Here is a 26,621-nt window from a genome sequence, read left to right as displayed (position 1 = left end):
GTTTGCCGTTCAGGATCGCCGGCATCATTCGCGATGCCGTGTAAAGCGATCCTCCGACCATCTTTGCTTGTGAGACGAGGCTACGGATTTAATTCAAATTCGTCGATGAAATAGAGGGTAAACGAACTCCAATTCCGAATGGACAGTTAAGGTCCGGTTTTTCGCATCCCCCGGATTTCCTCGATCGCGTTAGTGAACTGGAAGAGGCATGAATTTCGGACAATCTGAGTCATCGTTTACTAAGAAACGCGAAGTAATGGTGACGCCCATTGCGGGATCGGCCGTCCCTGCCCATCGTACCCGGCAGTCCGGCCCGACCTTTCATAGACAGATGGGAATTTATCGATGCAGGCCTTCGAACCCGAATTGCGCAATCGCATCATCAAGCTGGTGAAGGGCATCCTGGCGCAGAACGCACTGTCCGCCGACGTCGCCCCGTCGGCCAAGCTCGTCGACGTCGGCCTGACCTCGATGGACATGGTCAATCTCATGCTCGGCGTCGAAGCCGAGTTCGACTTCACCATCCCGCAGTCCGAGATCACACCGGAGAATTTCCAGTCGGTCGAGACGCTGGAGCGCATGGTCGCAACGCAGCTGCGGCTCGCGACCGCGGCGTAAGGTAAGGACGCAACTCCGCCCCCGGTGTCGTCCCTGCGAACGCAGGGACCCATACCGCGAAATCTATCGATTGTTGACGGTCGCAGTACCGAACGACTAGCCTTCGCCAAATCGCGGCCTGTGGCTATGGTCCCCGCGTTCGCGGGGACGACGCCGAGTGAGTGGCAAGCGCTCCCAGCCTCTCACGACGCCGCCATCCCCCGCCATCTCCCCACCACCCCCGTTCCAAAACCGCCGCAAAACTGGCATAGCTTTAACCATGTCGCACGTGGCGAACAGGGTGGAGCGGGTATGACGCAGGCGGTATTGGGCATCATCGGTGGCTCCGGCATTTACGATCTGCCGGGTCTCGAGGGCGCGCGCGAAGAGGTGATCGAGAGCCCCTGGGGCGAGCCGTCGGCGCCTTTAAGGCGCGGCTCCATCGCCGGGCTGCCGATCGTGTTCCTGCCGCGGCACGACAAGGGCCACCGGCTGTCGCCCTCCGACATCAATTACCGCGCCAATATCGACGTCCTCAAACGGGCCGGAGTCACCGACCTGATCTCGCTGTCAGCCTGCGGCTCTTTCAAGGAGGAACTGCCGCCCGGCACCTTCGTCCTCATCGACCAGTTCGTCGATCGCACCCACAAGCGCGAGAGCTCGTTCTTCGGCCGCGGCTGTGTCGCGCATGTGTCGATGGCGCACCCGGTCTCGCCGCGGCTGCGCATCCATCTTGCCGCGGCCGCTGAAGCGGAAGGTCTCGCGATTGCGCGCGGCGGCACCTATGTCTGCATGGAAGGGCCGCAATTCTCCACCTATGCGGAGAGCATGACCTACAAGACGCTGGGCTATTCGGTGATCGGCATGACCAACATGCCCGAAGCAAAACTCGCGCGCGAGGCCGAGATTTGCTACGCTACCGTCGCGATGGTGACGGATTTCGACTGCTGGCATCCCGATCATGATGCCGTCACCGTGCAGGACATCATCCGCGTCTTGACCTCGAACGCCGACAAGGCCAAGGCGCTGGTGGCGCGGCTGGCGAAGGATTTCCCGCGCGAGCACGAGCCGTGCCCGATCGGTTCGGACCGCGCGCTCGACACCGCGCTGATCACGGCGCCCGAGGCGCGCGATCCCGAGCTCCTGAAGAAGCTCGATGCGGTGGCCGGGCGCATCCTGCGGGCGTGATACGAAAGGCAGAATGCCATGAAGGTCGACGGCAAGCATTTCCGCAGCATCTGGCGCGAGCGCGACGGCTGGTCGGTCGGCGCGATCGACCAGCGCCGGCTGCCGCATGAATTCGTCATCGCGCGTCTGACGTCGTGCGAGGACGCGGCCGTCGCGATCCGCGACATGCTGGTGCGCGGCGCGCCGCTGATCGGTGCGACCGCGGCCTATGGCATGGCGCTCGCGATGCGCGAGGATGCCTCCGATGCCGGCCTGAAGCGGGCCTACGACACGCTCGTCGTGGCGCGGCCGACCGCGATCAATTTGAAATGGGCGCTGGACGAGATGCGCACGGCGCTCGCGCCGATCGATCCGCTGGAACGGGCAGAGGCCGCCTATGCGCGCGCCGACGAGATCGTCGAGCAGGACGTCGAGATCAACCGCGGCATTGCCGGCAACGGCCTTGCGCTGATCGAAGCGATCGCGGCGAAGAAGCCGGGCGAAGTGGTCAACGTGCTGACCCATTGCAACGCCGGCTGGCTCGCCACCGTCGACTGGGGCACGGCGACGGCACCGATCTATCTCGCGCATGAGCGCGGCATCAAGGTCCATGTCTGGGTCGACGAGACGCGGCCGCGCAACCAGGGCGCCTCGCTCACCGCCTGGGAGCTCGGCCATCACGGCGTGCCGCACACCGTGATCCCCGACAATACCGGCGGGCATCTGATGCAGCACGGCATGGTCGATCTCGCCATCGTCGGCACCGACCGCGTCGCCGCCAACGGCGATGTCTGCAACAAGATCGGTACGTATCTCAAGGCGCTCGCCGCGCACGACAACGGCGTGCCGTTCTACGTCGCGCTGCCGTCGCCGACGATCGATTTTGCCGTGAGTGACGGTATCAGGGACATTCCGATCGAGCAGCGCAGTGGAGCCGAGGTCACCGATATGACCGGCCGCACCGCCGATGGCCGATTGGAAACGGTGCGCATCGTGCCTGAGGGCTCACCGGTCGCGAACTATGCCTTCGACGTGACGCCGGCGCGGCTCGTCACCGGTCTCATCACCGAGCGCGGTGTGCTTAAGCCCGATCGTGCCGCGCTGGCCGCGGCGTTTCCGGAGCGGATCGCGGCTGCGGCGGAGTAGGCTCCCGTAGGGTGGGCAAAGGCGCGGAAGCGCCGTGCCCACCATCTGCTTATGGTGGGCACGCTCCGCTTTGCCCACCCTACGGCATTTGCAAACTAGGTTAGCTTCAATCCAGTCGCCGTCTCAAGCTCGGCAATCGCCTGCGCGCCACTCGTCACCTTGATCGTGGTCATGCCCATTTCGCGCGCGGGCTTCAAATTCACGCCGAGATCATCGAGATACACGCAATTCCTCGGATCGACCTTCAGCGTCTCCACCATCAGCCGATAGATGCGCGGGTCGGGCTTGCGCAGGCCGATCTTGGCGGATTCGATGACGTGGTCGAACAGCACCATCACCTCGGCGATGTAGAGCGAGCGTCCCGTCATGCTGCCGATGGCGTTGGCCGGCAGATTGTTGGTGATGCAGCCCGTCTTGAATTGCGCCTTGATGCGCTTCAAGGCCTCGACCATCTCGGGGCGCAGATCGCCCTGGAGCAGCGGCAGCACGTCGCGGCCGCGGACCTCGGCGCCGAGCGCGAGCGATTCCTCGGCGAACAAACGATCGAAGGTCTCGATATCGACCTCGGCCCGCTCGAATTTGGCCCAAGCATTTTCCAGATGGTTGGCCGCGTTGGTGCGCCGGATGATATCGGCGGGCAGGCCGCGCGCGGTCTCGAATCGCGTGAACGCCTCGAACGGCGAGCTCGTCAGCACGCCGCCAAAATCAAAGATCACCGCCTCGATCGCCACGATCCTACCCTCGTCAATTCCTTTCCAAGAGGGCTAGCATGCGCTATCGGCAAGAGCCAGTCCGAAGCAATCGTCCGCCTTCACCAATGCCGATGCGTGTTCCCATGAAGAAGCTTGCCACGTTCGTCGCAGCCTCGCTGCTGCTCGCAACACCCGCTCACGCCATCGTCGGCGGCGGCACGCCGCAGGCCGATGGCGTCGCGCGCGCGGTCGTCACCATCGTCGGCTCGCGCGGCAATTTCTGCACCGGCACGCTGATTGCCCCGAAGGTCGTGCTGACGGTGGCCCACTGTGTGCAGCCCGGCGCGGACTACAAGATCGTCGATCGCGGTGCCGACGGCGCGCCGCAATTGCTCAACGTCCGTACCGTCGCGATCCATCCGAACTTCAACATGCAGGCGATGCAGGCACATCGCGCCACCGCCGACGTTGCGCTGCTGCAACTGGAAATTCCACTGAAGGGAAAATCGACGGTGCCGGTCGGCATGCCGACTATTCCGATTCAGGTCGGCAGTCGCTTCGTCATCGCCGGTATCGGCGTCACTGTGCGTGGTGACGGCAAGAGCGGCGGCGCGACGCGCGTTGCCGGTCTCGTCGCCACGGGGCAGCCGGGCACGCTGCAGATCCGGCTGGTCGATCCCGTAACCAACGGAGTTCGCGATGGAATTGGCGCCTGCACCGGCGATTCCGGCGGTCCGGTGTTCGAGGACAAGCCGAGTGGCACGATGCTCGTCGGGCTCATCAGCTGGTCGACGGGACCGAACGGCGCCGCCGGCTGCGGCGGCCTGACCGGTGTCACGCCGCTCACGCTCTATCGCGACTGGATTTTGCAGACCGCGCGGAGCTGGGGTGCGGCGTTGTAGTTTGACCGCGACTTGATCTATGTCATTTTGAAGCGGAAGCGCGATGGGCGACCATGCCCGTCGCGGAGGAAACGCGTCGTCCGGTCAAGGACGGCCACAAAAACAAGCAAGGCATAGAAGCAACAATGAATGTCGCTGTTCGCAGTCACGCCACCACCAAGCAGGCCTCAGAGCATTTCGACGTGCTGATTGTCGGTGCCGGCATCTCCGGCATCGGCAGCGCCTACCATATTGAAAAGCAGCTGCCGGGTACGAGCTACGTCATCCTCGAAACGCAGGCGACGTTTGGCGGCACCTGGAGCACGCATCGCTATCCCGGCATCCGCTCGGACAGCGATCTCCACACCTTCGGCTACAGCTTCAAGCCCTGGGTCGGCCCGCCCATCGCGACCGCCGAGGAGATTCTCGCCTACATGAGCGAGGTGATCGACGACAACGATATTGCCCGGCACATCCGCTACAAGCACCAGATCAATTCCGCGAGCTGGTCGAGCGAGCAGAATCTCTGGACCATCGAGGCGACGACCACCGATACGGGCGAGGCTAAGACCTTTACCGCAAACTTCCTTTGGATGTGCCAGGGCTATTACCGCCATTCGGAAGGCTACACGCCGGAATGGAAGGGCATGGACCGCTTCAAGGGCCGCATCGTCCATCCGCAGACCTGGCCGGATGATATCGATCTCGCAGGCAAGAAAGTCGTCGTGATCGGCTCCGGTGCGACCGCAGCGACGCTGGTGCCGAACATCGCGGACAGTTGCGCGCATGTCACCATGCTGCAGCGTTCGCCGACCTATTTCCGTCTCGGCCGCAACGCCATCGAGATCGCCGAGGAGCTGCGCCGGCTTCAAGTCGAGGAGGCCTGGATTCACGAGATCGTCCGCCGCAAGATCCTGTTCGAGCAGGACGCGTTCACAAAACTCTGTCTGGCCAAGCCCGAGCATGTGAAGAAGGAGCTGATCGGCCAGATCAGTGCGGTGCTCGGTCCCGACTACGACGTCGAGACGCATTTCACGCCATCCTATCGGCCGTGGCGGCAGCGCATCGCCTTCGTGCCGGATGCCGACCTGTTCAAGGGCATCGCCAGCGGCAAGGCCTCCGTCGTCACCGACGAGATCGAATGCTTCGTCCAGAACGGCATCCAGCTCAAATCGGGCAAGCTGCTGGAGGCCGATGTTGTCGTCACCGCGACCGGCTTCAATCTCTCGGCACTCGGCGACATCGCCTTCGAGATCGACGGCAAGCCGCTCGCCTTCGGCGACACCGTCACCTATCGCGGCATGATGTTCACGGGCGTGCCGAACCTGGTCTGGGTGTTCGGCTATTTCCGCGCCAGCTGGACGCTGCGCGTCGATCTCGTCGCCGATTTCGTCTGTCGCCTGCTCGGCCACATGAAGGCCAAGGGCAAGAAGAAGGTCGAGGTGAGCTTGCGGCCCGAAGACCACAACATGCCGATCCTGCCCTGGATTGATCCGGAGAACTTCAATCCGGGCTACATCATGCGCAACATGAATCTGTTGCCCAAGCGCGGCGACAAGCCGGAATGGCAGCACAGCCAGGACTACTGGACCGAGAAGGACGAGATCCCGAGGACGGATCTGGATGACAAGGCGTTTGTTTATGGGTGAGGGGTGGTAAGCGTCACCACATACTCAGTGTCGTCCCGGCGCAGGCCGGGACCCATAACCACAGGGAGAAGTTGGGGGCGGGACTGGTAACTCCAAGTCTTCGTCAAATCACGTTCGGTGGTTATGGGTCCCGGCCTTCGCCGGGACGACACCGGTGGTTTGGCTGAACAGCATTGCCACTCACACGGTGTCGTCCTAGCGAAAGCCAGGACCCATTACCCCAGGGAGATGTTGTGGCGCGAACTGGTCACCACGGGTCTTCGCCAAACTTCTCCCTGTGGTTATGGGTCCCGGATCTGCGCTTCGCTTCGCTGCGCTTGTCCGGGACGACACCATTGGCTGGGCTAGCGGCGTTTCAACTCAGTCGCAGCACCGCTACGAATTCCTTCGCGTCGCATTTGCGGCAATCGCCGCCGCCGCCGTGCGGTTCTCCACGCCGAGCTTGGAATAGATCTGCTCCAGATGCTTGTCGACCGTGCGCGGGCTGAGGCCCAAAATCTGCGCGATGTCGCGGTTGGTCTTGCCTTTGCTGAGCCAGGCCAGCACCTCGCCTTCGCGGGTGGTGAGGCCGAGCTCGCTGGTGAATTCGGGCGGCAGCGCCGTGCCGGCTTCCTTGGACAGTCGCAGCAGGAATTCGTTCGGCGCGGTCTCGCCCATGTAGTAGAAGCGGAGCTGCGGGTTGTCGGGCAGGGAGGCGGCTTGCGACTTCGCGCTGCCCTTGCCCTTGACCTGCTCCAGCCATTGCAGCAGTGACGGCGGCAGGACGAAGTCGTCGGCCTGCGCACCGTGATGATCGGCCAGCAGCTTCTGGGCCTGCGGGGTTGCCCAGAGCAAATGGCCCTGCCGGTTGACCGCGAACAGGAAGCGTCCGGAGACGTCGAGCGCGGCGCGCGCGCTCTGGGTCAGCCGCGCATTGCCGAGATGAACGCGGATGCGCGCCAGCATCTCCTCGATCACGATCGGCTTGGTCACGTAGTCGACGCCGCCGGCGTCCAGTCCGCGCACGATGTGCTCGGTTTCGGCAAGGCCGGTCATGAAGATCACGGGGACGTTGGCAAGGCCCGCATCGCGCTTGAGGCGGCGGCAGGTCTCGAAGCCGTCGATGCCGGGCATCACGGCATCCAGCAGCACGATGTCGGGCGTGATCTGATCGACGATGCGCATCGCGGCCGCGCCGTCGAGCGCCACCATGACCGTCATGCCGGCGCCGTCGAGCGCATCGGTGAGCAGCCGCAGCGTCTCGGGAGAATCGTCCACAACGAGCGCGACGTCGCGCTTCTTTGGTTCAATGCTCATAAGCATGCAACGTCTTCAATGTGGCCATGTACTGGTCGAGATCGAAGCGGTCGACCAGCGACCGCATCTGCGCAACGAAGTCGGCATGCTCCGGATGCTCGCTGCCGATCTCGTCCAGCTTGAGCTGGATGCCCTTGACGTAGCCGATCTGGCCGAGCCCGATCAACGCCTCGATGTGTCGCGCCGGCGGCCGTGAGCCGCTCTCGGGCCGCCAGAACGGCACCGCGATCTCGTCCGAACCGTACTGCCATTCGATCTTGAGGAGCTGGCGGATCGTCTCCAGCAGCCGCGGAATGTCGATCGGCTTCATCAGATAGCCGTCATGGAAGGGCTGCGCCAGCGGCGTGCCGTGAGCCTCCAGCGCGCTTGCGGACACCATCAGGATGCGCGCCTGGTGATGACCGCTGGCGCGCAAGGCTTCCGCGACGGCCCAGCCGTCCATGGCCGGCATGGAGATGTCGAGCAGGAACAGATCGGGACGGCAATGTTGCGCCAGCGCCAGGCAGCCCGCGCCGTCGGGCGCGCTGAGCAGGATGAAGCCGAGCGGTGTGAGCACCTCGCGCAAGAGATCGCGATGCACGGGGTCGTCGTCGGTGATCAGGATGGTCTTGCGCGCGCCGTGATAGCCGGAAACCGGCGCCTCCACCGGCGCGATGCGCTGGGGATTGGTGACCTCCGACAGCAGGATCTTGACCTTGAACGTTGAGCCGGTGCCGACCGTGCTGGAGACCTTGATGTCGCCGCCCATGACGCCGGCCAGCAGCCGGCTGATCGTCAGCCCGAGGCCGGTTCCGGTCTGCGGCTGCGCGACACCGAGCGCGCCGCGTTCGAACGGCGCGAAGATGCGCTCGAGATCGTCGCCCTGGATACCGGGGCCGGTGTCGATCACCTCGAACTCGGCAACGGGGCTGCGATAGTGCACGACGAACTGCACGCTGCCGGTCTGGGTGAATTTTATGGCGTTGGAGAGCAAATTGATCAGCACCTGGCGCAGCCGCTTCTCGTCGGCATAGACCACGACCGGCAGATGCGCGGGACGTCTGAACACGAAGTCGATGCCCTTGGCGGCGGCCTGGAGACGGAACATGCCGACGAGTTGGTCGAGGAATTCGCTCAGGCGCACCTCGTCGCGGGACAGATACAGCCGCCCCGCCTCGATCTTGGAGATGTCCAGGATGCCGTCGATCAGCCCGGAGAGGTGATCGGCGCTGCGGCGGACGACGCGGACCTGGTCGCGCGGCTTGGTGTTGAGCGTTGCATCCTGCTCGAGCAGCTGCGCATAGCCGCTGATCGCATTCAGCGGCGAGCGCAGCTCGTGGCTGAGGCCGACGACATAGCGGCTCTTGGCGAGGTTGGCTGATTCGGCGACCTCCTTGGCGCGCTGCAGCTCGGCGTCGGTGCGCTTGTGCGCGTCGATCTCCTGGATCAGGAGCGTGGTCTGCCGCCGCGTCTCCGCTTCCGCCGCGCGGCGGCTCTGCTGCGCCAGCACGAACAGCCAGGCGACCACGCCGATGATGATGCTGAGCGAGAAGAACACCTTCCACAGCACGTTCGAGACCAGCAGGTTCTCGCCGTGCACGCTCGCCGAGGTCTGCAGATAGATCAGCCCCAGCACCAGCGCGACGAGACCGGCGGAGACCACGAACACGCCGACGTAATGGCCGAACTGCGAGTTGATCCGCTGATAGATCGGTCGCGGCAGGATCTTGCTGAGCGCCTCGGAGAACTGCACTTGCGCACGTCCATGCGGCTTGCAGAGGTCGTGGCAGCGGGCGTCGAGCGAGCAGCACAGCGAGCAGATCGGGCCGGCATAGGCGGGGCAGGAGGTGGTGTCCTCCGGCTCAAAACTGTGCTCGCAGATACAGCACTGGATCGCCTCGATATTGGCCCAGCTCCGCTTCGGCTTGCGCGCGATGTAGAATTTTCCGTCCGTCAGCCAGGCGATCACAGGCGCGGTGACGAAGGCGACCGTCAGCGCGACGAAGGCGGCCAGCGCCTTCATGGTCGGGCCGAACAGGCCGTAGAACGCCGCGATCGAGACGATGATCGCGAGCGTCATGGCGCCGACGCCGACCGGGTTGATGTCGTAGAGATGCGCGCGCTTGAACTCCATCTGCGGCGGACGCAGGCCGAGCGGCTTGTTGACGACGAGGTCGGACACCAGCGCGCCGACCCATGCGATGGCGACGTTGGAGTAGAGCGCCAGCGTCTGCTCCAGCGCCTTGTAGACGCCGATCTCCATCAGCAGCAGCGCCACCATCACGTTGAACACCAGCCAGACCACGCGGCCGGGATGGCTATGGGTCAGGCGCGAGAAGAAATTCGACCACGCGATCGAGCCGGCATAGGCGTTGGTGACGTTGATCTTGATCTGCGACAGCACCACGAAGATGCCGGTCAGGGCCAACGCGAGGTCCGGCTCGGACAGCACGTACCGAAACGCCACGAGATACATATGCGCGGGCTCGGCGGCCTCTTCGGGCGGCACGCCGTGGCTCAGCGCAAAGAACGCCAGGAACGAGCCGGCCAGCAGCTTCAGCGCGCCGAGCACGATCCAGCCCGGCCCCGCGCTCATCAGCGCGATCCACCACGATGCCCTGGAGGCGCGGCGATCGCGCGGCAGGAATCGGAGGAAGTCGACCTGCTCGCCGATCTGAGCCACCAGCGAGAACACCACGGACGACGCCACGCCGAACAGCAGCAGATCGAAATGGCCGTTGAGGTCGCCGTGCTCGCCGGAGAATTTGCGCCACTCCGTGAAGGAGTGGGGATTGGCCCAGGCGATCGCGACAAAGGGCAGGATGTGCAGGACGACCCAGACCGGCTGCGTCCAGAGCTGGAAGCGGCTGATCAGCGTGATGCCGTAGGTCACAAGCGGGATGATCGCGACCGCGCTGATGAGATAGCCGATCGGGCGGGGAATCCCCAAGCACATCTCCAGCGCGGTCGCCAGGATCACCGCCTCGACCGCGAAGAAGATGAAGGTGAAGGAGGCGTAGATCAGCGACGTCACGGTCGAGCCGATATAGCCGAAGCCGGCACCTCGGGTCAGGAGGTCGATGTCGATGCCGCATTTGGCGGCATGATAGGCAATCGGCACGCCGCAGCAGAAGATGATGGCGGAGACGACGAGGATCGCGGCCGCGGCGTTGGTGACGCCGTAATTGAGGGTGATGGTGCCGCCGATCGCCTCGAGCACCAGGAAGGAGATCGCGCCGATCGCGGTGTTGGCGACACGGGCGGCGGACCATCGCCGCGCGCTCTTGGCGGTGAAGCGCAGCGCGTAGTCTTCCAGCGTCTGGTTGGCAACCCATTGGTTGTACTGGCGCCTGACGCGGTCTATTCGCTGCCGCCCTGCCACTCTTTACCCCACTCCCGATACGGACCCGGAGCCCTCGCAAATCCCGTACCAAAAGCCTACGTCGGTATTTTGCGGTGCAGTATACGCGATCTTGCGTATGCTTGCGCTGCACAAATTCGAGCCATCCTCACGGCACCAATCGCGTGTCCTCGAACAAAAGTGGGGTGCTCATGTCAGACGAAGCAAACAAGGGCCTGTTGTCGCCGCTCCGGCGTAAACTATTGATGGGAATGGCGGCCGTGCCGGCCATCACGATGCTGCCGCGGGCGTCTTTCGCGCAGGCCCCGGCGACCTCGGCGGTCAACACCACGGGTCTCGCCGTCACCGACACCGAGGTCACGGTCGGCATCCTGCATTCGGCCACCGGCACCATGGCCATTTCCGAGACCGGCTCGATCGAAGCCGAGAAGCTCGCCATCGAGCAGATCAACGCCATGGGCGGCGTGCTCGGCCGCAAGATCAAATTCATCCAGGAAGACGGCGCCTCCGATTGGCCGACCTTCGCCGAAAAGGCCAAGAAGCTGCTGGTCAACGACAAGGTCGCGGCGATCATGGGCTGCTGGACCTCGGCCTCGCGCAAGGCCGTGCTGCCGGTCATGGAGCAGTACAATGGCATGCTCTACTACCCGACCTTCTATGAAGGTCTCGAGCAGTCCAAGAACGTGATCTACACCGGCCAGGAGGCGACCCAGCAGATCCTCGCCGGCCTGAACTGGATCGCCAAGGAAAAGGGCGCCAAGACCTTCTTCTTCATCGGCTCCGACTACATCTGGCCGCGCACCTCGAACAAGATCGCGCGCAAGCACGTCGAGAACGTGCTGAAGGGCAAGGTCGTCGGCGAGGAGTACTACGCGCTGGGCTCGACCCAGTTCAACTCGGTCATCAACAAGATCAAGCTGACCAAGCCCGACGTGATCTTCACCGACGTCGTCGGCGGCTCCAACGTCGCCTTCTACAAACAGCTCAAGGCCGCCGGCATCGACCTCGCCAAGCAGCCGCTGCTGACGATCTCGGTCACCGAGGACGAGATCGACGGCATCGGCGGCGAGAACATCGCAGGCGCCTATGCCTGCATGAAGTACTTCCAGTCGCTCGACAATCCCAACAACAAGGCCTTCGTGCCGGCGTTCAAGAAGGCGTGGGGCGAGAAGACCGTGATCGGAGACGTCACCCAGGCTGCCTATCTCGGCCCATGGCTGTGGAAGTTGACGGTCGAGAAGGCCGGCTCCTTCGACGTCGACAAGATCGCGGCGGCTTCGCCGGGCGTCGAGTTCAAGGGCGCGCCGGAAGGCTATGTGCGCATTCACGAGAACCATCACCTCTGGTCGAAGACCCGCGTGGGCCGCGCCAAGCTCGATGGCCAGTTCGAGCTGATCTACGAGACCGCCGATCTCGTCGAGCCGGATCCGTTCCCCAAGGGCTACCAGTAAGTCTCGGCGCCCGTCGCCGTTTCCCCTCAAGGCAAAACCGCTCCCTGGTGTGGATCGCAAGTCCATGCCCAAGACCCCCGCGTCGCGAGTCTGCATCGCGACGCGGGACCCTTTCCCCGACGGAGGACATCGATGTTCGGCGACTACTCGCTTGGTGACCTTGGCTCCATCTTCGTCATGCAGGGCTTTGCAGGACTGATCCTGTTCTCGGTCTACGTCCTGATGGCGCTCGGTCTTGCGATCATCTTCGGCCAGATGGGCGTCATCAACATGGCCCATGGCGAGTTCATGATCCTCGGGGCCTACGTCACCTGGATGACCTCCAATCTGTTTCAGACCTACATGCCGAGCCTTTTCGGCGGCTACTTCTTCCTTGCGATGATCCTTGCCTTCCTCGCCTCCGGTGCGCTGGGCATGCTGGTGGAATGGGTGCTGATACGGCACCTCTACAAGCGCCCGCTCGATACGCTGCTGGCGACCTGGGGCCTCAGCCTGATGCTGCAGCAGGCCTATCGCTCCGTGTTCGGCGCGCGCGAGGTCGGCGTCGAGCTGCCGCAATGGATGCTCGGATCGCTGCACGTCACCGACAGCATCGAAGTGCCGATCAACGGCGTCTTCGTGATGTGCCTCACCGTCCTGATCACCGTCGGCGTCGCCTATGTGATGTACAAGTCGCGCTGGGGCCGCCAGGTCCGCGCCGTCGTGCAGAACCGCATCATGGCCGGCGCCGTCGGCATCAACACCGAAAAAGTTGATCGCTACACCTACGGCCTCGGCTGCGGGATCGCCGGCATTGCCGGCAGCGCCTTCACCATGATCGGCTCGACCGGGCCGACCTCCGGCCAGCTCTACATCGTCGATACCTTCCTCGTGGTCGTGTTCGGCGGCGCCGCCAGCCTGCTCGGCACCATCGCCTCGGCCTTCTCGATCTCGCAGACGCAATCGACCCTCGAGTTCTTCATGTCGGGCTCGATGGCCAAGGTGCTGACGCTGCTCGCCGTTGTCGGAATCCTGATGCTGCGGCCGCAGGGGCTGTTCGCCCTCAAGGTCCGCAAGTGAGAAAATGGGGCTGATGTTATGACCGACAATCGGTTCTTCAATCGATCGGAGCTGATCGGAATTCTCGTGCTCGCGGTGTTCCTCGTGGTGGTGCTGCCGCTCACGTTGGATGTCTTCAGGCTCAACCTCGTCGCAAAATATCTGACCTACGCCTTCGTCGCGCTGGGGCTGGTGATCTGCTGGGGCTATGGCGGCATCCTGAGCCTCGGCCAGGGCGTGTTCTTCGGGCTCGGCGGCTACTGCATGGCCATGTTCCTCAAGCTCGAGGCGTCGAGCGTAGAGAACACCAAGATCCAATCCACGCCCGGCATCCCCGACTTCATGGACTGGAATCAGATCACGGCGCTGCCGTTCTTCTGGAAGCCCTTCAACAGCCTCACCTTCACCATCGCCGCCATCATCCTCGTGCCCGGCATCTTTGCCTGGATCATCGGCACCGCGATGTTCAAGCGCCGCGTCGGCGGCACCTATTTCGCCATCATCACCCAGGCGGTCGCCGCCATTCTGACGATCCTGATCGTGGGCCAGCAGGGCTACACCGGCGGCATCAACGGCATGACCGATCTGCGCACGCTGAAGGGATGGGACATCCGGCCCGACCACGCCAAGATCGTGCTGTACTTCTTCGAGGTCGGCTGCCTGTTCGTCTGCATCATGATCGCGCAGTTCGTCCGCCACTCCAAGCTCGGGCGCATCCTGGTCGCGATGCGGGAGAAGGAGGACCGCGTCCGCTTCTCCGGCTACAGCGTCGCGAACTTCAAGATATTCGCCTTCTGCATCGCCGCCGTGTTCGCCGCGATCGGCGGCGCCATGTTCGCGCTCAATGTCGGCTTCATGTCACCGTCCTTCGTCGGCATCGTGCCGTCGATCGAGATGGTGATCTACACCGCGGTCGGCGGCCGGCTGTCGATCCTGGGCGCGATCTACGGCACGCTGCTGGTCAACTTCGCCAAGACCAGCCTGTCGGAAACCTTCCCTGAATTGTGGCTGTTCGGCCTCGGCGGCCTGTTCATCGCCGTGGTGCTGGCCTTCCCGAACGGTCTTGCCGGGATCTGGGGCGACTATGTGCAGCCGCGCATCGATCGCCTGATCGCCTCGCGCAAATCGAAACCCGACGGCTGGACCGACAGCTCGGTCGCCGACGGCGCCCCGGCGGAGTGAGGAGATCGTCATGCTCGTAGGTCATCACGATGCCGATGCCACGCTGGCAGTGAGGAGATAGGTCATGCTCGTCGGTCATCACGATGCCGATGCCACGCTGGCAGTGAGGAGATAGGTCATGCTCGTCGGTCATCACGATGCCGATGCCACGCCGGCAGTGAGGAGATAGGTCATGCTCGTCGGTCATCACGATGCCGATGCCACGCCGGCAGTGAGGAGATAGGTCATGCTCGTCGGTCATCAGCCCAAGGAATTCCTGCTCGCCGTCGAAGCGCTCACCGTCTCGTTCGACGGGTTCAAGGCGGTCAACGATCTCTCCTTCTACGTCGACGAGAACGAGATCCGCGTCATCATCGGCCCCAACGGCGCCGGCAAGACCACCGTGCTCGACCTGATCTGCGGCAAGACCAAAGCCACGTCTGGCTCGATCCAGTTTCGCGGCAAGGAGCTGACGCGGATGAGAGAGAACGAGATCGTCAAGACCGGGGTCGGGCGCAAGTTCCAGAACCCGTCGATCTACGACGATCTCACCGTGTTCGAGAATCTCGAGATCTCCTATCCGCGCGGCCGCTCCGTGTTCGGCGCGCTGACCTTCACCCGCGATGCCGCCGTGCGCGACCGGGTGCACGAGGTCGCCGAGATGATCTTCCTGAAGGACCGGCTGCACATGAATGCCGACCTGCTCAGCCACGGCCAGAAGCAATGGCTCGAGATCGGCATGCTGCTGATCCAGGACCCGGACCTCCTGATGCTGGACGAGCCTGTCGCCGGCATGAGCGTGTCCGAACGCGCCAAGACCGCCGAGCTGCTCAACCGCATCATCAAGAACCGCTCGGTGCTGGTGATCGAGCACGACATGAAGTTCGTCGAGGACATCGCGCACAAGGTCACCGTGCTCCACCAGGGCCAGATCCTCTCGGAAGGCACCATGGAGAAAGTCAAGAACGACCCCAAGGTCGTTGAAGTCTACCTCGGCCACTAAGGAGCGTGCTGATGCTGGCAATTTCCGATCTCCACGTCGCCTACGGCCAGAGCGAGGTGCTGCACGGGCTCAACGTCAAGGTCGCGCCGAACGAGATCGTCGCGATCATGGGCCGCAACGGCATGGGCAAGACCACGCTGATGAAATCGCTGATGGGCATCCTGCCGACCAAGAGCGGCTCGGTGACCATGGACGGTGCCGAGCTGGGTAGCCTGCCGAGCTACGAGCGCGTCGCCAAGGGCCTCGCCTATGTGCCGCAGGGCCGCATGATCTTCTCCACCATGACGGTGAAGGAGAACATCGAGACCGGTCTCGTCGTCTCCGGCGGATCCGAGGTGCCTGAAGACATCTACGAATTGTTTCCGGTGCTGCTGGAGATGAAGGGCCGCCGCGGCGGCAACCTCTCCGGCGGCCAGCAGCAGCAGCTCGCGATTGCGCGGGCGCTCGCGACCAAGCCCAAGGTGCTGCTGCTGGACGAGCCGACCGAAGGCATCCAGCCCTCGATCATCAAGGAGATGGCGCGCACCCTGAAGCGCATCCGCGACGAGAAGGGGCTCTCGATCGTCGTGTCCGAGCAGGTCCTGAGCTTCGCGCTCGATATCGCCGACCGTGTGCTGGTGATCGAGAACGGCGAGATCGTGCGCGACGATCCGCGCGACGCCGTCGATGCCGCACAGGTCTCGAAATATCTGTCCGTCTAACCAACCGTAGTAAAAGGGGAGCATCTCGATGCCAGAGACACTGATCAAGGTCGATCTCACCAAGTCGGCTTACGAAAATGACATGGTGCACAACCGCTGGCACCCCGATATCCCGATCGTGGCCTGGGTCAATCCCGGCGACGATTTCATCATCGAGACGTATGACTGGACCGGCGGCTTCATCAAGAACAACGATTCCGCCGACGACGTGCGCGACATCGACCTGTCGATCGTGCACTTCCTCTCCGGTCCGATCGGCGTCAAGGGCGCCGAGCCCGGCGATCTTCTCGTCGTGGACCTGCTCGACGTCGGCCCGCTCAAGGAGAGCCTGTGGGGCTTTAACGGCTTCTTCTCCAAGCAGAATGGCGGCGGCTTCCTCACCGACCATTTCCCGCTGGCGCAGAAGTCGATCTGGGACATCAAGGGCCTCTACACCTCGTCGCGCCACGTGCCCGGCGTGAATTTCGCCGGCCTGATCCATCCCGGCCTGATCGGCTGTCTGCCCGATCCGAAGATGCTGGAGACGTGGAACAAGCGCGAGGCCGAGCTGATCTCGACCAACCCGACCCGCGTGCCCGGCCTTGCCAACCCGCCGTTCGCGCCGACCGCCCATGGCGGTCGCGCCAAGGGCGATGCCAAGGCCAAGATCGGCGCGGAGGGCGCGCGCACCGTGCCGCCGCGCGAGCACGGCGGCAATTGCGACATCAAGGATCTCTCGCGCGGCTCGAAGATCTATTTCCCGGTCTACGTGCCGGGCGCTGGTCTCTCGATGGGCGATCTGCATTTCAGCCAGGGCGACGGCGAGATCACCTTCTGCGGCGCGATCGAAATGGCCGGCTGGCTGCACCTCAAGGTCGAGGTGATCAAGGACGGCATGTCGAAATACGGCATCAAGAACCCGATCTTCAAGCCGTCGCCGATCACGCCGAACTACAAGGACTATCTGATCTTCGAAGGCATCTCGGTCGATGAGGCCGGCAAGCAGCATTATCTCGACGTCCACATCGCCTATCGCCAGGCCTGTCTCAATGCCATCGAGTATCTGAAGAAGTTCGGCTACTCCGGCGCCCAGGCCTATTCGATCCTCGGCACGGCGCCGTGCCAGGGCCACATCTCCGGTGTCGTGGACGTACCCAATGCCTGCGCCACGCTGTGGCTGCCAACGGAGATCTTCGACTTCGACGTGATGCCGTCGGCGGCCGGTCCCATCAAGCACATCACCGGCGATATCCAGATGCCGATCTCGCCGGACAAGTGACGCTGCGCTCCCTCTCCCCGTTCTCACGGGGAGAGGGGCTGTCGCCGCATGGGCGGTAGCAGTGAGCTGTGTTGAACACGCGTTGGGGATGATGCGATGCCGGTCTACGAATATCTCTGTGACGACTGTGGTCCCTTCAAGGATCTGCGCCCGATGGCGGAATGCGACGATCCGCAGAGCTGCCCGCACTGCGAGACCATGGCGCCGCGGGTGATCCTGACCGCGCCGAATTTCTTCTGCATGCCGGCGGAGAAGCGCAAGGCGCACGCCGTCAACGAGCGCAGCTCGCACGCGCCGCAGACGCTGGCGCAATACAAGGCCTCGCATGGCCCCGGCTGCGGTTGCTGTTCCTCGGGCAAGACGGTCAAAGACAAGAGCTCGGCGGACAGGAAAAAGCCGGCGCGGCTGATGACCAAGACCAAAAGCGGCGCCAAGGGCTTTCCGACAGCGCGGCCCTGGATGATCAGCCACTAACGCCACACGCCAACATCAAACAAATAAAGTACAGGAGCGCTCAACATGCTTCACGGTGACATCTCCAGCAGCAACGACACGGTCGGCGTCGCAGTGGTGAACTACAAGATGCCCCGCCTGCATACCAAGGCCGAGGTGCTCGATAACGCCCGCAAGATCGCCGACATGATCGTCGGCATGAAAGTCGGCCTGCCCGGCATGGACCTCGTGATCTTCCCGGAATATTCCACGCAAGGGATCATGTACGACTCCAAGGAGATGTACGAGACCGCGTCCGTGGTGCCGGGCGAGGAAACGGCGATCTTCGCGGAGGCCTGCCGCAAGGCGAAAGTGTGGGGCGTGTTCTCGCTCACCGGCGAACGCCATGAGGAGCATCCGCACAAGGCGCCCTACAACACCCTGATTCTGATGAACGACAAGGGTGAGATCGTGCAGAAGTATCGCAAGATCATGCCGTGGGTGCCGATCGAAGGCTGGTATCCCGGCAATTGCACCTATGTCTCCGAAGGCCCGAAGGGCCTCAAGGTCAGCCTGATCATCTGCGACGACGGCAATTATCCGGAGATCTGGCGCGACTGCGCCATGAAGGGCGCCGAGCTGATTGTGCGTTGCCAGGGCTACATGTATCCGGCCAAGGAGCAGCAGGTCATGATCTCCAAGGCCATGGCCTGGGCCAACAACGTCTATGTCGCCGTCGCCAACGCCGCCGGCTTCGATGGCGTCTATTCCTATTTCGGCCACTCCGCGATCATCGGCTTCGATGGTCGCACCCTCGGCGAGTGCGGCGAAGAGGATTACGGCATCCAGTACGCGCAGCTGTCGAAACATCTGATCCGCGACGCGCGCCGCAACGGCCAGTCGCAGAACCATCTCTACAAGCTGGTTCACCGCGGCTACACCGGCATGATCAACTCCGGCGACAGCCCGCGTGGCGTCGCGGCCTGCCCATATGATTTCTACAAGAACTGGATCAAGGATCCCGAAGGCACGCGCGACATGGTCGAGGCGATGACCCGCTCGACGCCGGGCACCGACGAGTGCCCGATTGACGGCATCCCCAATGAGGCGGCGGCCAGCAATTACTGAGCCGTCGCGGATGCGCGCCCAGTCATGCGCAGAATGAGACGATTGGCCGCGCAAAACCGTGGCGCGGTTGCAACATGACGCTCAGATTCTGCTTCGGTTGTGTGCCAAACGGACGCATTCCGGCGTCGCCGTAGTTCTACGGAGCCTCGCTATGGCCTAAGTTCCCGGCGGAATTGCTGGGAATGGGGGTGTGGCGTGCAAGGCGAGGGGCCAGGGAGGCGGCAGGATCGACTGCGCCGATCCGTCACTGGTCGCTCATAGGCGTATCGGCGGTCTTCGTCGGCCTCAGCCTTTGCGCGACGCCCGCCAACGCGCTCTGCGCGCCCGATCCCGCCACCAGCGGCCAGACTGTCACTTGCAGCGGCACGGATACGGACGGTTTTCAGGCCGGAGCCGGCGTCGACAGCCTCAATGTCAACGTGCTCTCCGGCGCGACCGTAAACGACAACGGCGCGCTCTCGATCGGCGTCAACAATTCGAGCACCGTCACCAATAACGGGACGCTGTCGGCAGGCTCGGGTCTGACCGGTATCGCTGCCGGAAACACCAACACCGTGACCAACAACGGCACCATCACGGTGCTCGACAACGGCCTCGGCATCCAGGTGATCGACCACAACATCGTCGCCAATGCCGGAACGATCACGACAGGTGATAACGGCGCAGCGATCTCGGTCGGCGACAGCAACACCGTCACCAACACCGGGGCGCTGTCGATCGGTGCGTCGGGCGTAGGTGTCTTCGCCGGCCAGATCAACAGCACTAACACCATTACGAACACCGCGACGGGCACGATCACCGGCGTCGACGATTCGATCGGGATCTTTGCGTTCGGCAGCGTGACCGTGACCAATGCCGGCGCGATCACGGTCGGCGATTCCAGCGGCTTCTCCGGCGGCATTCTGGCGATCAGCAACAACAACACGATCACGAACACGGCCACCGGCAGGATCGCGGTCGGGCAGAACGCCGCCGGCATCTTCATGCAAGGCGATTTCCAGACCGCCAGCAATTTCGGCTCGATCACGGCCGGCGATTTGGGCGTCGGTATTGCCGTGTTGGGTGATGACTCGAAGATCATCAATGGCGGCACGATCACGGTGGGGGACAACGGAACGGCCGGCATTTCGATCCAGGGGGACAGGGCCACGATCAGCCAAAGCGGCACGATCACTGTCGGCCAGGTCGGCTGGGGCATCCTCTATAACGGCTCGTCCTCTACGATCACAAACAGCGGGCGGATTACGGGCGGCGATTCGACCGAAGGCATCTTCGCGGTCGGTGACTCCAACACCATCACCAATAGCGGCACGATTACTGTCGGCACGTTCGGCATCGGCATCGACGTCAGCTCTTTCAGCACGACCAACCAGATCGTGAATACCGGTACCATCACCGTCGGGGCCAGCGGTGTCGGCATCAGCGTCGGTGGCGCCGGAACCGTCTTCAACTCGGGCACCATCAATGCCGCGACCGGCTTGGCCGCGATCGAGTTCTGCAGCTGCGGCCCGAACACGCTGACGCTCGGCCCCGGGAGCGTCATCAACGGCCAAGTGATTGCATCCGGCACCGACACGTTCCAACTCGGCGGCACCGGCAAGGATACATTCAATCTCGACCTGATCGGCACTGGCCTGCAATACAGCGGCTTTTCGACCTTCAACAAGGTCGACAGCTCGACCTGGACCGTGACCGGCACCGGCAATCAGGACTGGAATGTGCTCGGCGGCACGCTTTTGCTCGCCGGCACCATCAACGGCACCGTGACCGTTGCGAGCGGCGGCACGCTCAGTGGCGTCGGTATGGTCGGCACGACCACCGTCAATGGTGGCACGCTGGCGCCGGGCAATCCGACCGGCACGCTCACCGTGTCCGGCGACCTCTCGTTCACATCGGCGTCGAGCTACATGGTGCAGGTCTCGGGCGCCAGCAACGGCCTTGCGGTCGTGACGGGAACGGCGACGCTCGGCGGCGCCACCGTCGTCGTCGTCCCGACCGGCTCGATCGCGAAGCACTACACGATCCTGAATGCGACAACGCTCCCCGATGCGTTCAACCCGGTCGTTGCGGGGCTCTCGTCGAATCTGCATGCGACGCTCAGCTACGATCTTCACAACGTCTACCTCGACCTCGCGCTGGGCTATGGCGGCGGCCTCAACATCAATCAGCAGAACGTCGCCAACGTGCTGACGAATTATTTCAACAGCACCGGTAGCCTTCCGGTCGCGCTCGCCAACCTCTCGCCGGCCGGCCTCACACAGGCCTCCGGAGAATCGGGCACGGGATCGCAGCAGACGACTTTCAATGCGATGAACCTGTTCATCAATCTGCTGACCGACGTGTTCGGCTCGGGGCGCAGCGGTGCGCCTGATGCGACGCCGTATGCGGATGACGCGAGCGCTTATGCGGCGGCCGGCAAAGGCACGCGTGAGAAGAACGCGCGTGACGCCTTCGCCTCGATCTACCGCAAGGCGCCGGCTGCGACGTTCGCGCAGCGCTGGGACGTGTGGGCAGCCGGTTACGGTGGGTCGCAGACCACCGACGGCAACACCGCCCTCGGCTCCAACACCACCGGCAGCAGCGTCTATGGCACGGCAGTCGGTCTCGACTACCGCTTCTCGCCGTCGACGATCGCCGGTTTCGCGCTGGCCGGCGGCGGCACCGGCTTCAACGTCAACGGGCTCGGCTGGGGCCGCTCCGACCTGTTCCAGGCCGGCGCCTTCGTGCGGCACACGGTGGGACCGGCCTATATCACCGCTGCGCTCGCCTATGGCTGGCAGGACGTCACGACGAACCGCATCGTCACCGCCGCAGGCGTCGATCAATTGCGGGCGCAGTTCAATGCCAACGCCGTCTCGGGCCGGATCGAGGGTGGTTACCGCTATGCCACGCAGTGGATCGGCCTGACGCCCTATGCCGCGGCCCAGGCCACCCTGTTCAGCCTGCCGAACTATTCGGAATTCGCAGTGGTCGGCAACAACACCTTTGCGCTCAATTACGCCGCCAAGGACGTCACCAGCACCCGCACCGAGCTCGGCCTGCGTGCGGACAAGTCGTTTGCGGCGGCCGGCGGCCTGATGACCCTGCGCGGCCGGCTCGCCTGGGCGCATGACTACAATCCGGACCGCACCGTCGGTGCGGTGTTCCAGACGCTGCCGGGCGCGGCCTTCGTCGTGAACGGCGCTCCTCAGGCGCGCGATTCCGCACTGACCACGGCGTCGGTGCAGATGAACTGGATGAACGGCTGGTCCGCGTCGGCAACGTTCGAAGGCGAGTTCTCGAACGTCACCCGTTCCTACGCCGGCAAGGGCGTCGTCCGCTTCGCGTGGTGAGATGCGGCCTATAGGCCACAGCGGGATTGCCATCCTCCCCTGGAGGGGGAGGATCGGTTCGCATGGAGCGTAGCGCAATGCGGACCGAGGTGGGGTGACAGTCTATCCGCGTTTCGCACTGTTCGAGTGGAGAGATCACCCCACCCCGCTCGCGCTACGCGCGATCGACCCTCCCCCTCCAGGGGAGGGTAAGAAGGTGCGCTACTGCTTCTTCTGCGGAGGCTTGCGTGGCGGGCGCGGGACGGCAGCGGGCACAGGCGTGCCGGCCATCTTGTTGGCGGTCTCACTGACGTCGAGCAGCGAGCGGCGGATGTCCTCGATATAGCTCGCCGACTTTTTCCTCATCATGTCCGCGAGCTCGTGCAGCCCCTGCACCTTTTCGAACAGCTCGTCGGCCTTGCCGTCGACGAAGCCGGGCACCACGCCCTCGATCTTGGTGACGGCCTTGTCGAATCCCGCAAAGGCGCTGTCGACCTTGGCCATCACGGCATCGATCTCGCCGCCCTTGCTCCTGAGATCGGCGGTATAGGTCTCGAACGTGCGCAGGCCCTCCTTGATCGCGGGGGCGTTGCTCACGATGGTGCGGTCGACGCTGTGCAGGGTGTCGACGATGGATTCGACATCGCTGAGATCGGCGGTGAGCACGGGAATGCCGTCCGAATCCAGCGGTACCGGCGGCGCGGAGGGCGCTCCGCCGATCAAGGAGACCGCGGCGACGCCGGTGAGACCCTGGAACTCGATACCGGCCACGGTGTCCTTGCGGATCGGCGCGGAGTTGTCGAGCATCACCAGCGCCACGACCTTGCGGGGATTGTCCAGCTTGATCGACAGGATCTGGCCCGCGAGCACGCCGTCGAAATTGACCGGGCCGCCGCGGCGCAGGCCGCTGGCGGAGCCGCCCTCGAACACCACGCGCAACTGGCTGCGGCTCTGGATGGTCCGCCATTTCTGCACGCCGAGCAGGCCGCCGAACGCCACGGCGATCACCGCCAGCGTCACTGTTCCGATCACAAGATTGCTCGCGCGTGCCATGAGGCTGAGTCTACGGCCAAAGCGGGGAAGTTGGAAGAAGGCCGCGATGGTACATCGGGCGGGTTAACGACTTGTCCGCCGAAGCTCGCAGAGCGAAGGCGGAAGCGTAACCCACCGTTTCTGTTCGCCCGCCACGTGAGTTGGTGGATTACGCGGAGCCTGTCATCGGGCCGCGCATAGCGCGGACCCGGTGGCTAATCCACCCTATGGTACTACGCGACATCAATGTCCGGCCGCACGCTTTGCCGCAGCGTTGTTCAGAACGATCAGGGCGTCGACGGCCACACCTGCCCTGGCATTGATCAGGAACGGATTGATGTCGATCGATGCGATCCGGTCGCCGGCATCCGCGATCAGATTGGACAGGCCGACCAGCGCCTTCACCGCGGAGGCCTCGTGCAGGGCGGGTTTGCCGCGATAGCCGCGCATCTTGATGCCGGCCTTGGTGCGGCCGATCAGCAGCCGCGCCTCGGCCTCGTCCAGCGGCGCGCCGGCGAGCGCGACGTCCTTCATCAGCTCGATGTCGATGCCGCCGGTGCCGAACAGCACGACCGGACCCATCTCGGCGTCGAGCGAGGCGCCGACCACGAGCTCGAGATCGGCCTTGACCTGCTGCGCGATCAAAATGCCGTCGAGCTTCGGCTTGCCCTTGAGCTTCGCCACGCGCGCGGTGATGTCGGTGAACGCCTTTTTCACCTCGGCCGCGCTGTTGAGGTTCAGCACCACGCCGCCGATGTCGGACTTGTGCAGGATCTCGGCGCTGACGACCTTTGCGACGACGGGGAAACCGATCTGCCTGGCGATCTTCACTGCCTCCGCCGCCGTCTGCGCGATCGCTTCCTTCGAGATCGGGATGCCATAGGCTTTCAGCAGCTTCTTCGAGGCGACCTCGTCGAGCGCGGCGCCGTTCGCCGAGTTCAGCACCTTCTCCAGCACGGCGCGCGCGGCGGGCTTCGAGCTCGAGACGATATCGGGCACCTCCTTGCGCAGCTTCGCATAGGCGAGCAGCGACTTGATCGCGGTCACCGCGCGGTCCATGCCCTGCATCACCGCGAGATGGGGGAGTGATTTGCGCAAGCCCTTGGTGAAGTCGGTGAAGCCGATCGACATCGCGCTGATATAGATCACGGGCTTGCCGGCCCCGCTCGCCATGTCGTCGACGATACGCAAGTTCCGCTCCCGCACCTCGTGCGGCGCCTTCGGCAGCTCGGCGTCGATGATGACGATGTCGATGTCGGGATCGTCGATCATCAGCTTGATCGACTTCATGTAGACGGAGGGATCGACCACCGCGGCAAAGCCGGCGTCGAGCGGATTGCCGACGATCGAGCCCGGCCCGAGCATCTTCGCCAGTTCGGACCCGACGTGCGGGCTCATCGGCGCGAAGTTGAGGCCTTCTGCATAGAAGGCGTCAAGCAGCATGCCGCGCTTGCCGCCGGACAGCGTCACGGCGGCGAGCCGGTCGCCTCTGGGCACGGCAGAATGAACGAAGCATTCGGTGGTCTCGATCAGCTCGTCGAGGCCGCCGACGCGAATGACGCCTTCGCGCGTGGCGATGGCGTCGAAGGTCTCGATCGATCCTGCCAGCGCCCCGGTATGCGCCATCGCCGCGGCGCGGCCGCCCTCGGATGCGCCGAGTTTGAGCGCGATCACCGGCTTGCTGGCGGCGCGTGCCGCCTTGCAGGCATCGCGAAACGCCTTGGTGTTGCGCACGCCTTCGAGATAGACGACGATCACTTTGATGCTCGGATCTTCGGCGAAATAGCGCATCAGGTCCGGCGTCTCGAGCCCGGCCTCATTGCCTGTCGTCACCATGTAGCCGACACCGACGCCGCGATCCTCCAGCGCCTGGCGGATCGCCATGACGATGGCGCCGGATTGGCCGGCGATCGCCACCGCGCCCTGTTCCATGGTGACGATGCGGTCGTCGATATTGGTGAAGAGTTTTTCGCCCGCGCTTAGGTTGCCGAGGCAATTCGGGCCGGTGACGGCGAGACCCGTCTCGCGCACCGCCGCCTGCAATTCGGCGGCGAGCCTCTGGCTCTCGTCATCCTGCAGCTCGCTGAAGCCCGACGTGACGATGGTGGCCGAGCGCGCGCCGGCCGCAGCAGCATCGCGGATCACCTGCACGGCGAAACGCGCCGGCACCAGCACCAGCACGTGATCGGGCTTTTCGGGAAGGCTGGCGAAATCCTTGTAGCAGGTGACGCCCCAGATGCTCTCGCGCTTGGCGTTGACTGGATAGAGCCCGCCCTCGAAACCGTATTTGACCAGATTGTTCCAGATGCGCTCGGCATAATTGCCGGGCTTGTCGGTCGCGCCCACCAGCACGATGTTGTGCGGGTGCAGCATGGCGTGGATTCCCTTGACGATGTCGCTGGCATCGGGTGGCGGAGACCATGGACGGGACGCGGACGCTGCAGACACACGGGCTTCCATGGCGTGACCTCACCTGTTGTTCTTATTTGGTGGCGCGTCACTCTCTTCTATGGCGAGTCCTTCGGAGTGGCAACCGTGTGGCTGGTATGCCGTGTGGTGGAATGAAGTGCGCGTCGATGCGTGTCATTCCGATCGGCGATCTATCTGTCGGCTCCCAATCAATGTTGCATGCAGGATGTAGCGCTCGGGGCCGGATGTGACGGCATCGAATGGCCAGCAGGTCGCGAGGACAAGCTCGAATCCCCCTTCCGTGGCGTCGATACCTGATTCATCGAAGCGAACCACGGCCGAGGAATCTGCGCGATAGCGAAAATGTTGGCCGTCGCTGCGTGTGACATCGATGATGTCACCCATGACAACATTGCGCAGGAAGCGGAAATGAGTATCGCGATGCGCGGCATAGACGGCAATCCCGCGTTCGCCCGCATCGGCCGTGTGCTGGATATGGCCGGGTCCGAAAGCGAGCGCCTGTCCGCTCGCGCCTTCCAGCACGATGGCGCTGGCGCCGATCCGCTTCACCTCGATCCGCGCGACCGGCCAGGTGTCGGCCCAGGACCACGGCTTGACCGCCTGTCCCATCGCAATGCTTCGGTCGAACGCCCGTTCCAGCAGCACCTGCGCCAGCCACGCCTTGGCGTGGATGTAGGCGCCATCGCCGAACAGGATGAGGCCGATCAGCGCCAAGACCGGGGGAGAGATGAGGCGGGGCATTGTGCTTCGTCTCCCGTCATTGCGAGCGAAGCGAAGCAATCCAGACTGTCTCCGCGGCGGCAGTCTGGATTGCTTCGTCGCTTCGCTCCTCGCAATGACGATCAATAAAAAGGCGCGCGCGGCCGTTGTACGGGACGGGCAGCCGCGCGCGCTAACAGAGGAGTTCG

At 63.8% G+C, this 26,621-nt stretch carries 20 protein-coding genes; 14 read left to right on the top strand and 6 right to left on the bottom strand.

Annotation, left to right across the window (positions count from 1 at the left end):
- The first annotated feature begins 345 nt into the window (after nucleotides 1-345).
- The 3 genes from IQ16_RS00650 (at nucleotide 346) to mtnA (ending at nucleotide 2,910) form a co-directional block, all read left to right on the top strand.
- Nucleotides 346-618: a phosphopantetheine-binding protein gene (locus tag IQ16_RS00650; RefSeq protein ID WP_018644380.1), complete on the top strand. Its 273-nt coding sequence runs from the start codon at nucleotides 346-348 to the stop codon at nucleotides 616-618.
- Between the two features lie 291 nt (nucleotides 619-909).
- Nucleotides 910-1,785, top strand: a complete 876-nt coding sequence (locus IQ16_RS00645; protein WP_018644381.1) for an S-methyl-5'-thioadenosine phosphorylase — start codon at nucleotides 910-912, stop codon at nucleotides 1,783-1,785.
- An 18-nt stretch (nucleotides 1,786-1,803) separates the two neighbouring features.
- Nucleotides 1,804-2,910, top strand: a complete 1,107-nt coding sequence (gene mtnA, locus IQ16_RS00640) for an S-methyl-5-thioribose-1-phosphate isomerase (RefSeq protein ID WP_018644382.1) — start codon at nucleotides 1,804-1,806, stop codon at nucleotides 2,908-2,910.
- Between the two features lie 95 nt (nucleotides 2,911-3,005).
- Here mtnA and IQ16_RS00635 read toward each other — a convergent pair whose 3' ends face one another.
- Complete coding sequence (locus tag IQ16_RS00635; protein WP_018644383.1) at nucleotides 3,006-3,641, bottom strand: HAD-IA family hydrolase; 636 nt, start codon at nucleotides 3,639-3,641, stop codon at nucleotides 3,006-3,008.
- 104 nt (nucleotides 3,642-3,745) lie between these two features.
- On the opposite strand from IQ16_RS00635, the gene IQ16_RS00630 reads away from it, so the two are divergent.
- Nucleotides 3,746-4,504, top strand: coding sequence for a S1 family peptidase (locus IQ16_RS00630; RefSeq protein WP_018644384.1), 759 nt, complete (start codon nucleotides 3,746-3,748; stop codon nucleotides 4,502-4,504).
- A gap of 125 nt (nucleotides 4,505-4,629) precedes the next feature.
- Nucleotides 4,630-6,132: a flavin-containing monooxygenase gene (locus IQ16_RS00625; protein WP_026312201.1), complete on the top strand. Its 1,503-nt coding sequence runs from the start codon at nucleotides 4,630-4,632 to the stop codon at nucleotides 6,130-6,132.
- 375 nt (nucleotides 6,133-6,507) lie between these two features.
- On the opposite strand, the gene IQ16_RS00620 is transcribed toward IQ16_RS00625, so the two are convergent.
- The gene (locus IQ16_RS00620) at nucleotides 6,508-7,434 is read right to left on the bottom strand and encodes a response regulator (protein ID WP_018644386.1); all 927 of its coding nucleotides are present in this window, start codon (nucleotides 7,432-7,434) and stop codon (nucleotides 6,508-6,510) included.
- Nucleotides 7,418-10,789, bottom strand: a complete 3,372-nt coding sequence (locus tag IQ16_RS00615) for a hybrid sensor histidine kinase/response regulator (RefSeq protein ID WP_018644387.1) — start codon at nucleotides 10,787-10,789, stop codon at nucleotides 7,418-7,420. Before IQ16_RS00615 ends, IQ16_RS00620 begins: the two co-directional genes overlap by 17 nt.
- A 170-nt stretch (nucleotides 10,790-10,959) precedes the next feature.
- Here IQ16_RS00615 and urtA point away from each other — a divergent pair, with 170 nt between their 5' ends.
- The 9 genes from urtA (at nucleotide 10,960) to IQ16_RS00570 (ending at nucleotide 22,272) form a co-directional block, all read left to right on the top strand.
- Entirely contained in the window at nucleotides 10,960-12,219 is a 1,260-nt protein-coding gene (gene urtA, locus IQ16_RS00610) for an urea ABC transporter substrate-binding protein (protein WP_026312203.1), read from the top strand.
- Nucleotides 12,220-12,351: 132 nt separating this feature from the next.
- The gene (gene urtB / locus IQ16_RS00605) at nucleotides 12,352-13,278 is read left to right on the top strand and encodes an urea ABC transporter permease subunit UrtB (protein ID WP_018644389.1); all 927 of its coding nucleotides are present in this window, start codon (nucleotides 12,352-12,354) and stop codon (nucleotides 13,276-13,278) included.
- A gap of 18 nt (nucleotides 13,279-13,296) precedes the next feature.
- Nucleotides 13,297-14,439: an urea ABC transporter permease subunit UrtC gene (urtC, locus tag IQ16_RS00600; RefSeq protein WP_018644390.1), complete on the top strand. Its 1,143-nt coding sequence runs from the start codon at nucleotides 13,297-13,299 to the stop codon at nucleotides 14,437-14,439.
- Between the two features lie 226 nt (nucleotides 14,440-14,665).
- Nucleotides 14,666-15,421: an urea ABC transporter ATP-binding protein UrtD gene (gene urtD / locus IQ16_RS00595; protein ID WP_018644391.1), complete on the top strand. Its 756-nt coding sequence runs from the start codon at nucleotides 14,666-14,668 to the stop codon at nucleotides 15,419-15,421.
- An 11-nt stretch (nucleotides 15,422-15,432) separates the two neighbouring features.
- A complete protein-coding gene (gene urtE, locus IQ16_RS00590; protein ID WP_018644392.1) occupies nucleotides 15,433-16,122 on the top strand; it encodes an urea ABC transporter ATP-binding subunit UrtE in 690 nt (229 codons plus the stop codon).
- Nucleotides 16,123-16,150: 28 nt separating this feature from the next.
- The gene (gene fmdA / locus IQ16_RS00585; RefSeq protein ID WP_018644393.1) at nucleotides 16,151-17,380 is read left to right on the top strand and encodes a formamidase; all 1,230 of its coding nucleotides are present in this window, start codon (nucleotides 16,151-16,153) and stop codon (nucleotides 17,378-17,380) included.
- 96 nt (nucleotides 17,381-17,476) lie between these two features.
- Complete coding sequence (locus tag IQ16_RS00580) at nucleotides 17,477-17,854, top strand: FmdB family zinc ribbon protein (protein WP_018644394.1); 378 nt, start codon at nucleotides 17,477-17,479, stop codon at nucleotides 17,852-17,854.
- 45 nt (nucleotides 17,855-17,899) lie between these two features.
- Nucleotides 17,900-18,940, top strand: a complete 1,041-nt coding sequence (locus IQ16_RS00575; RefSeq protein WP_018644395.1) for an aliphatic amidase — start codon at nucleotides 17,900-17,902, stop codon at nucleotides 18,938-18,940.
- Between the two features lie 182 nt (nucleotides 18,941-19,122).
- Nucleotides 19,123-22,272 carry an autotransporter outer membrane beta-barrel domain-containing protein gene (locus IQ16_RS00570; RefSeq protein WP_018644396.1) on the top strand — a complete coding sequence of 1,050 codons (3,150 nt, stop codon included), beginning with the start codon at nucleotides 19,123-19,125 and terminating at the stop codon, nucleotides 22,270-22,272.
- A 201-nt stretch (nucleotides 22,273-22,473) separates the two neighbouring features.
- Here the strand turns inward: IQ16_RS00570 and IQ16_RS00565 are convergent, their stop codons facing one another.
- The 3 genes from IQ16_RS00565 to IQ16_RS00555 form a co-directional block, all read right to left on the bottom strand.
- A complete protein-coding gene (locus IQ16_RS00565) occupies nucleotides 22,474-23,304 on the bottom strand; it encodes an MlaD family protein (RefSeq protein ID WP_018644397.1) in 831 nt (276 codons plus the stop codon).
- Nucleotides 23,305-23,526: 222 nt separating this feature from the next.
- Nucleotides 23,527-25,743, bottom strand: coding sequence for an acetate--CoA ligase family protein (locus IQ16_RS00560; RefSeq protein WP_018644398.1), 2,217 nt, complete (start codon nucleotides 25,741-25,743; stop codon nucleotides 23,527-23,529).
- A gap of 123 nt (nucleotides 25,744-25,866) precedes the next feature.
- A complete protein-coding gene (locus IQ16_RS00555; protein WP_026312204.1) occupies nucleotides 25,867-26,454 on the bottom strand; it encodes a class GN sortase in 588 nt (195 codons plus the stop codon).
- Between the last annotated feature and the right edge of the window lie 167 nt (nucleotides 26,455-26,621).

It is taken from the genome of Bradyrhizobium huanghuaihaiense (assembly GCF_007830635.1).
Taxonomy (GTDB): domain Bacteria; phylum Pseudomonadota; class Alphaproteobacteria; order Rhizobiales; family Xanthobacteraceae; genus Bradyrhizobium; species Bradyrhizobium huanghuaihaiense.
This window is presented reverse-complemented; position numbering and strand designations above follow the sequence as displayed.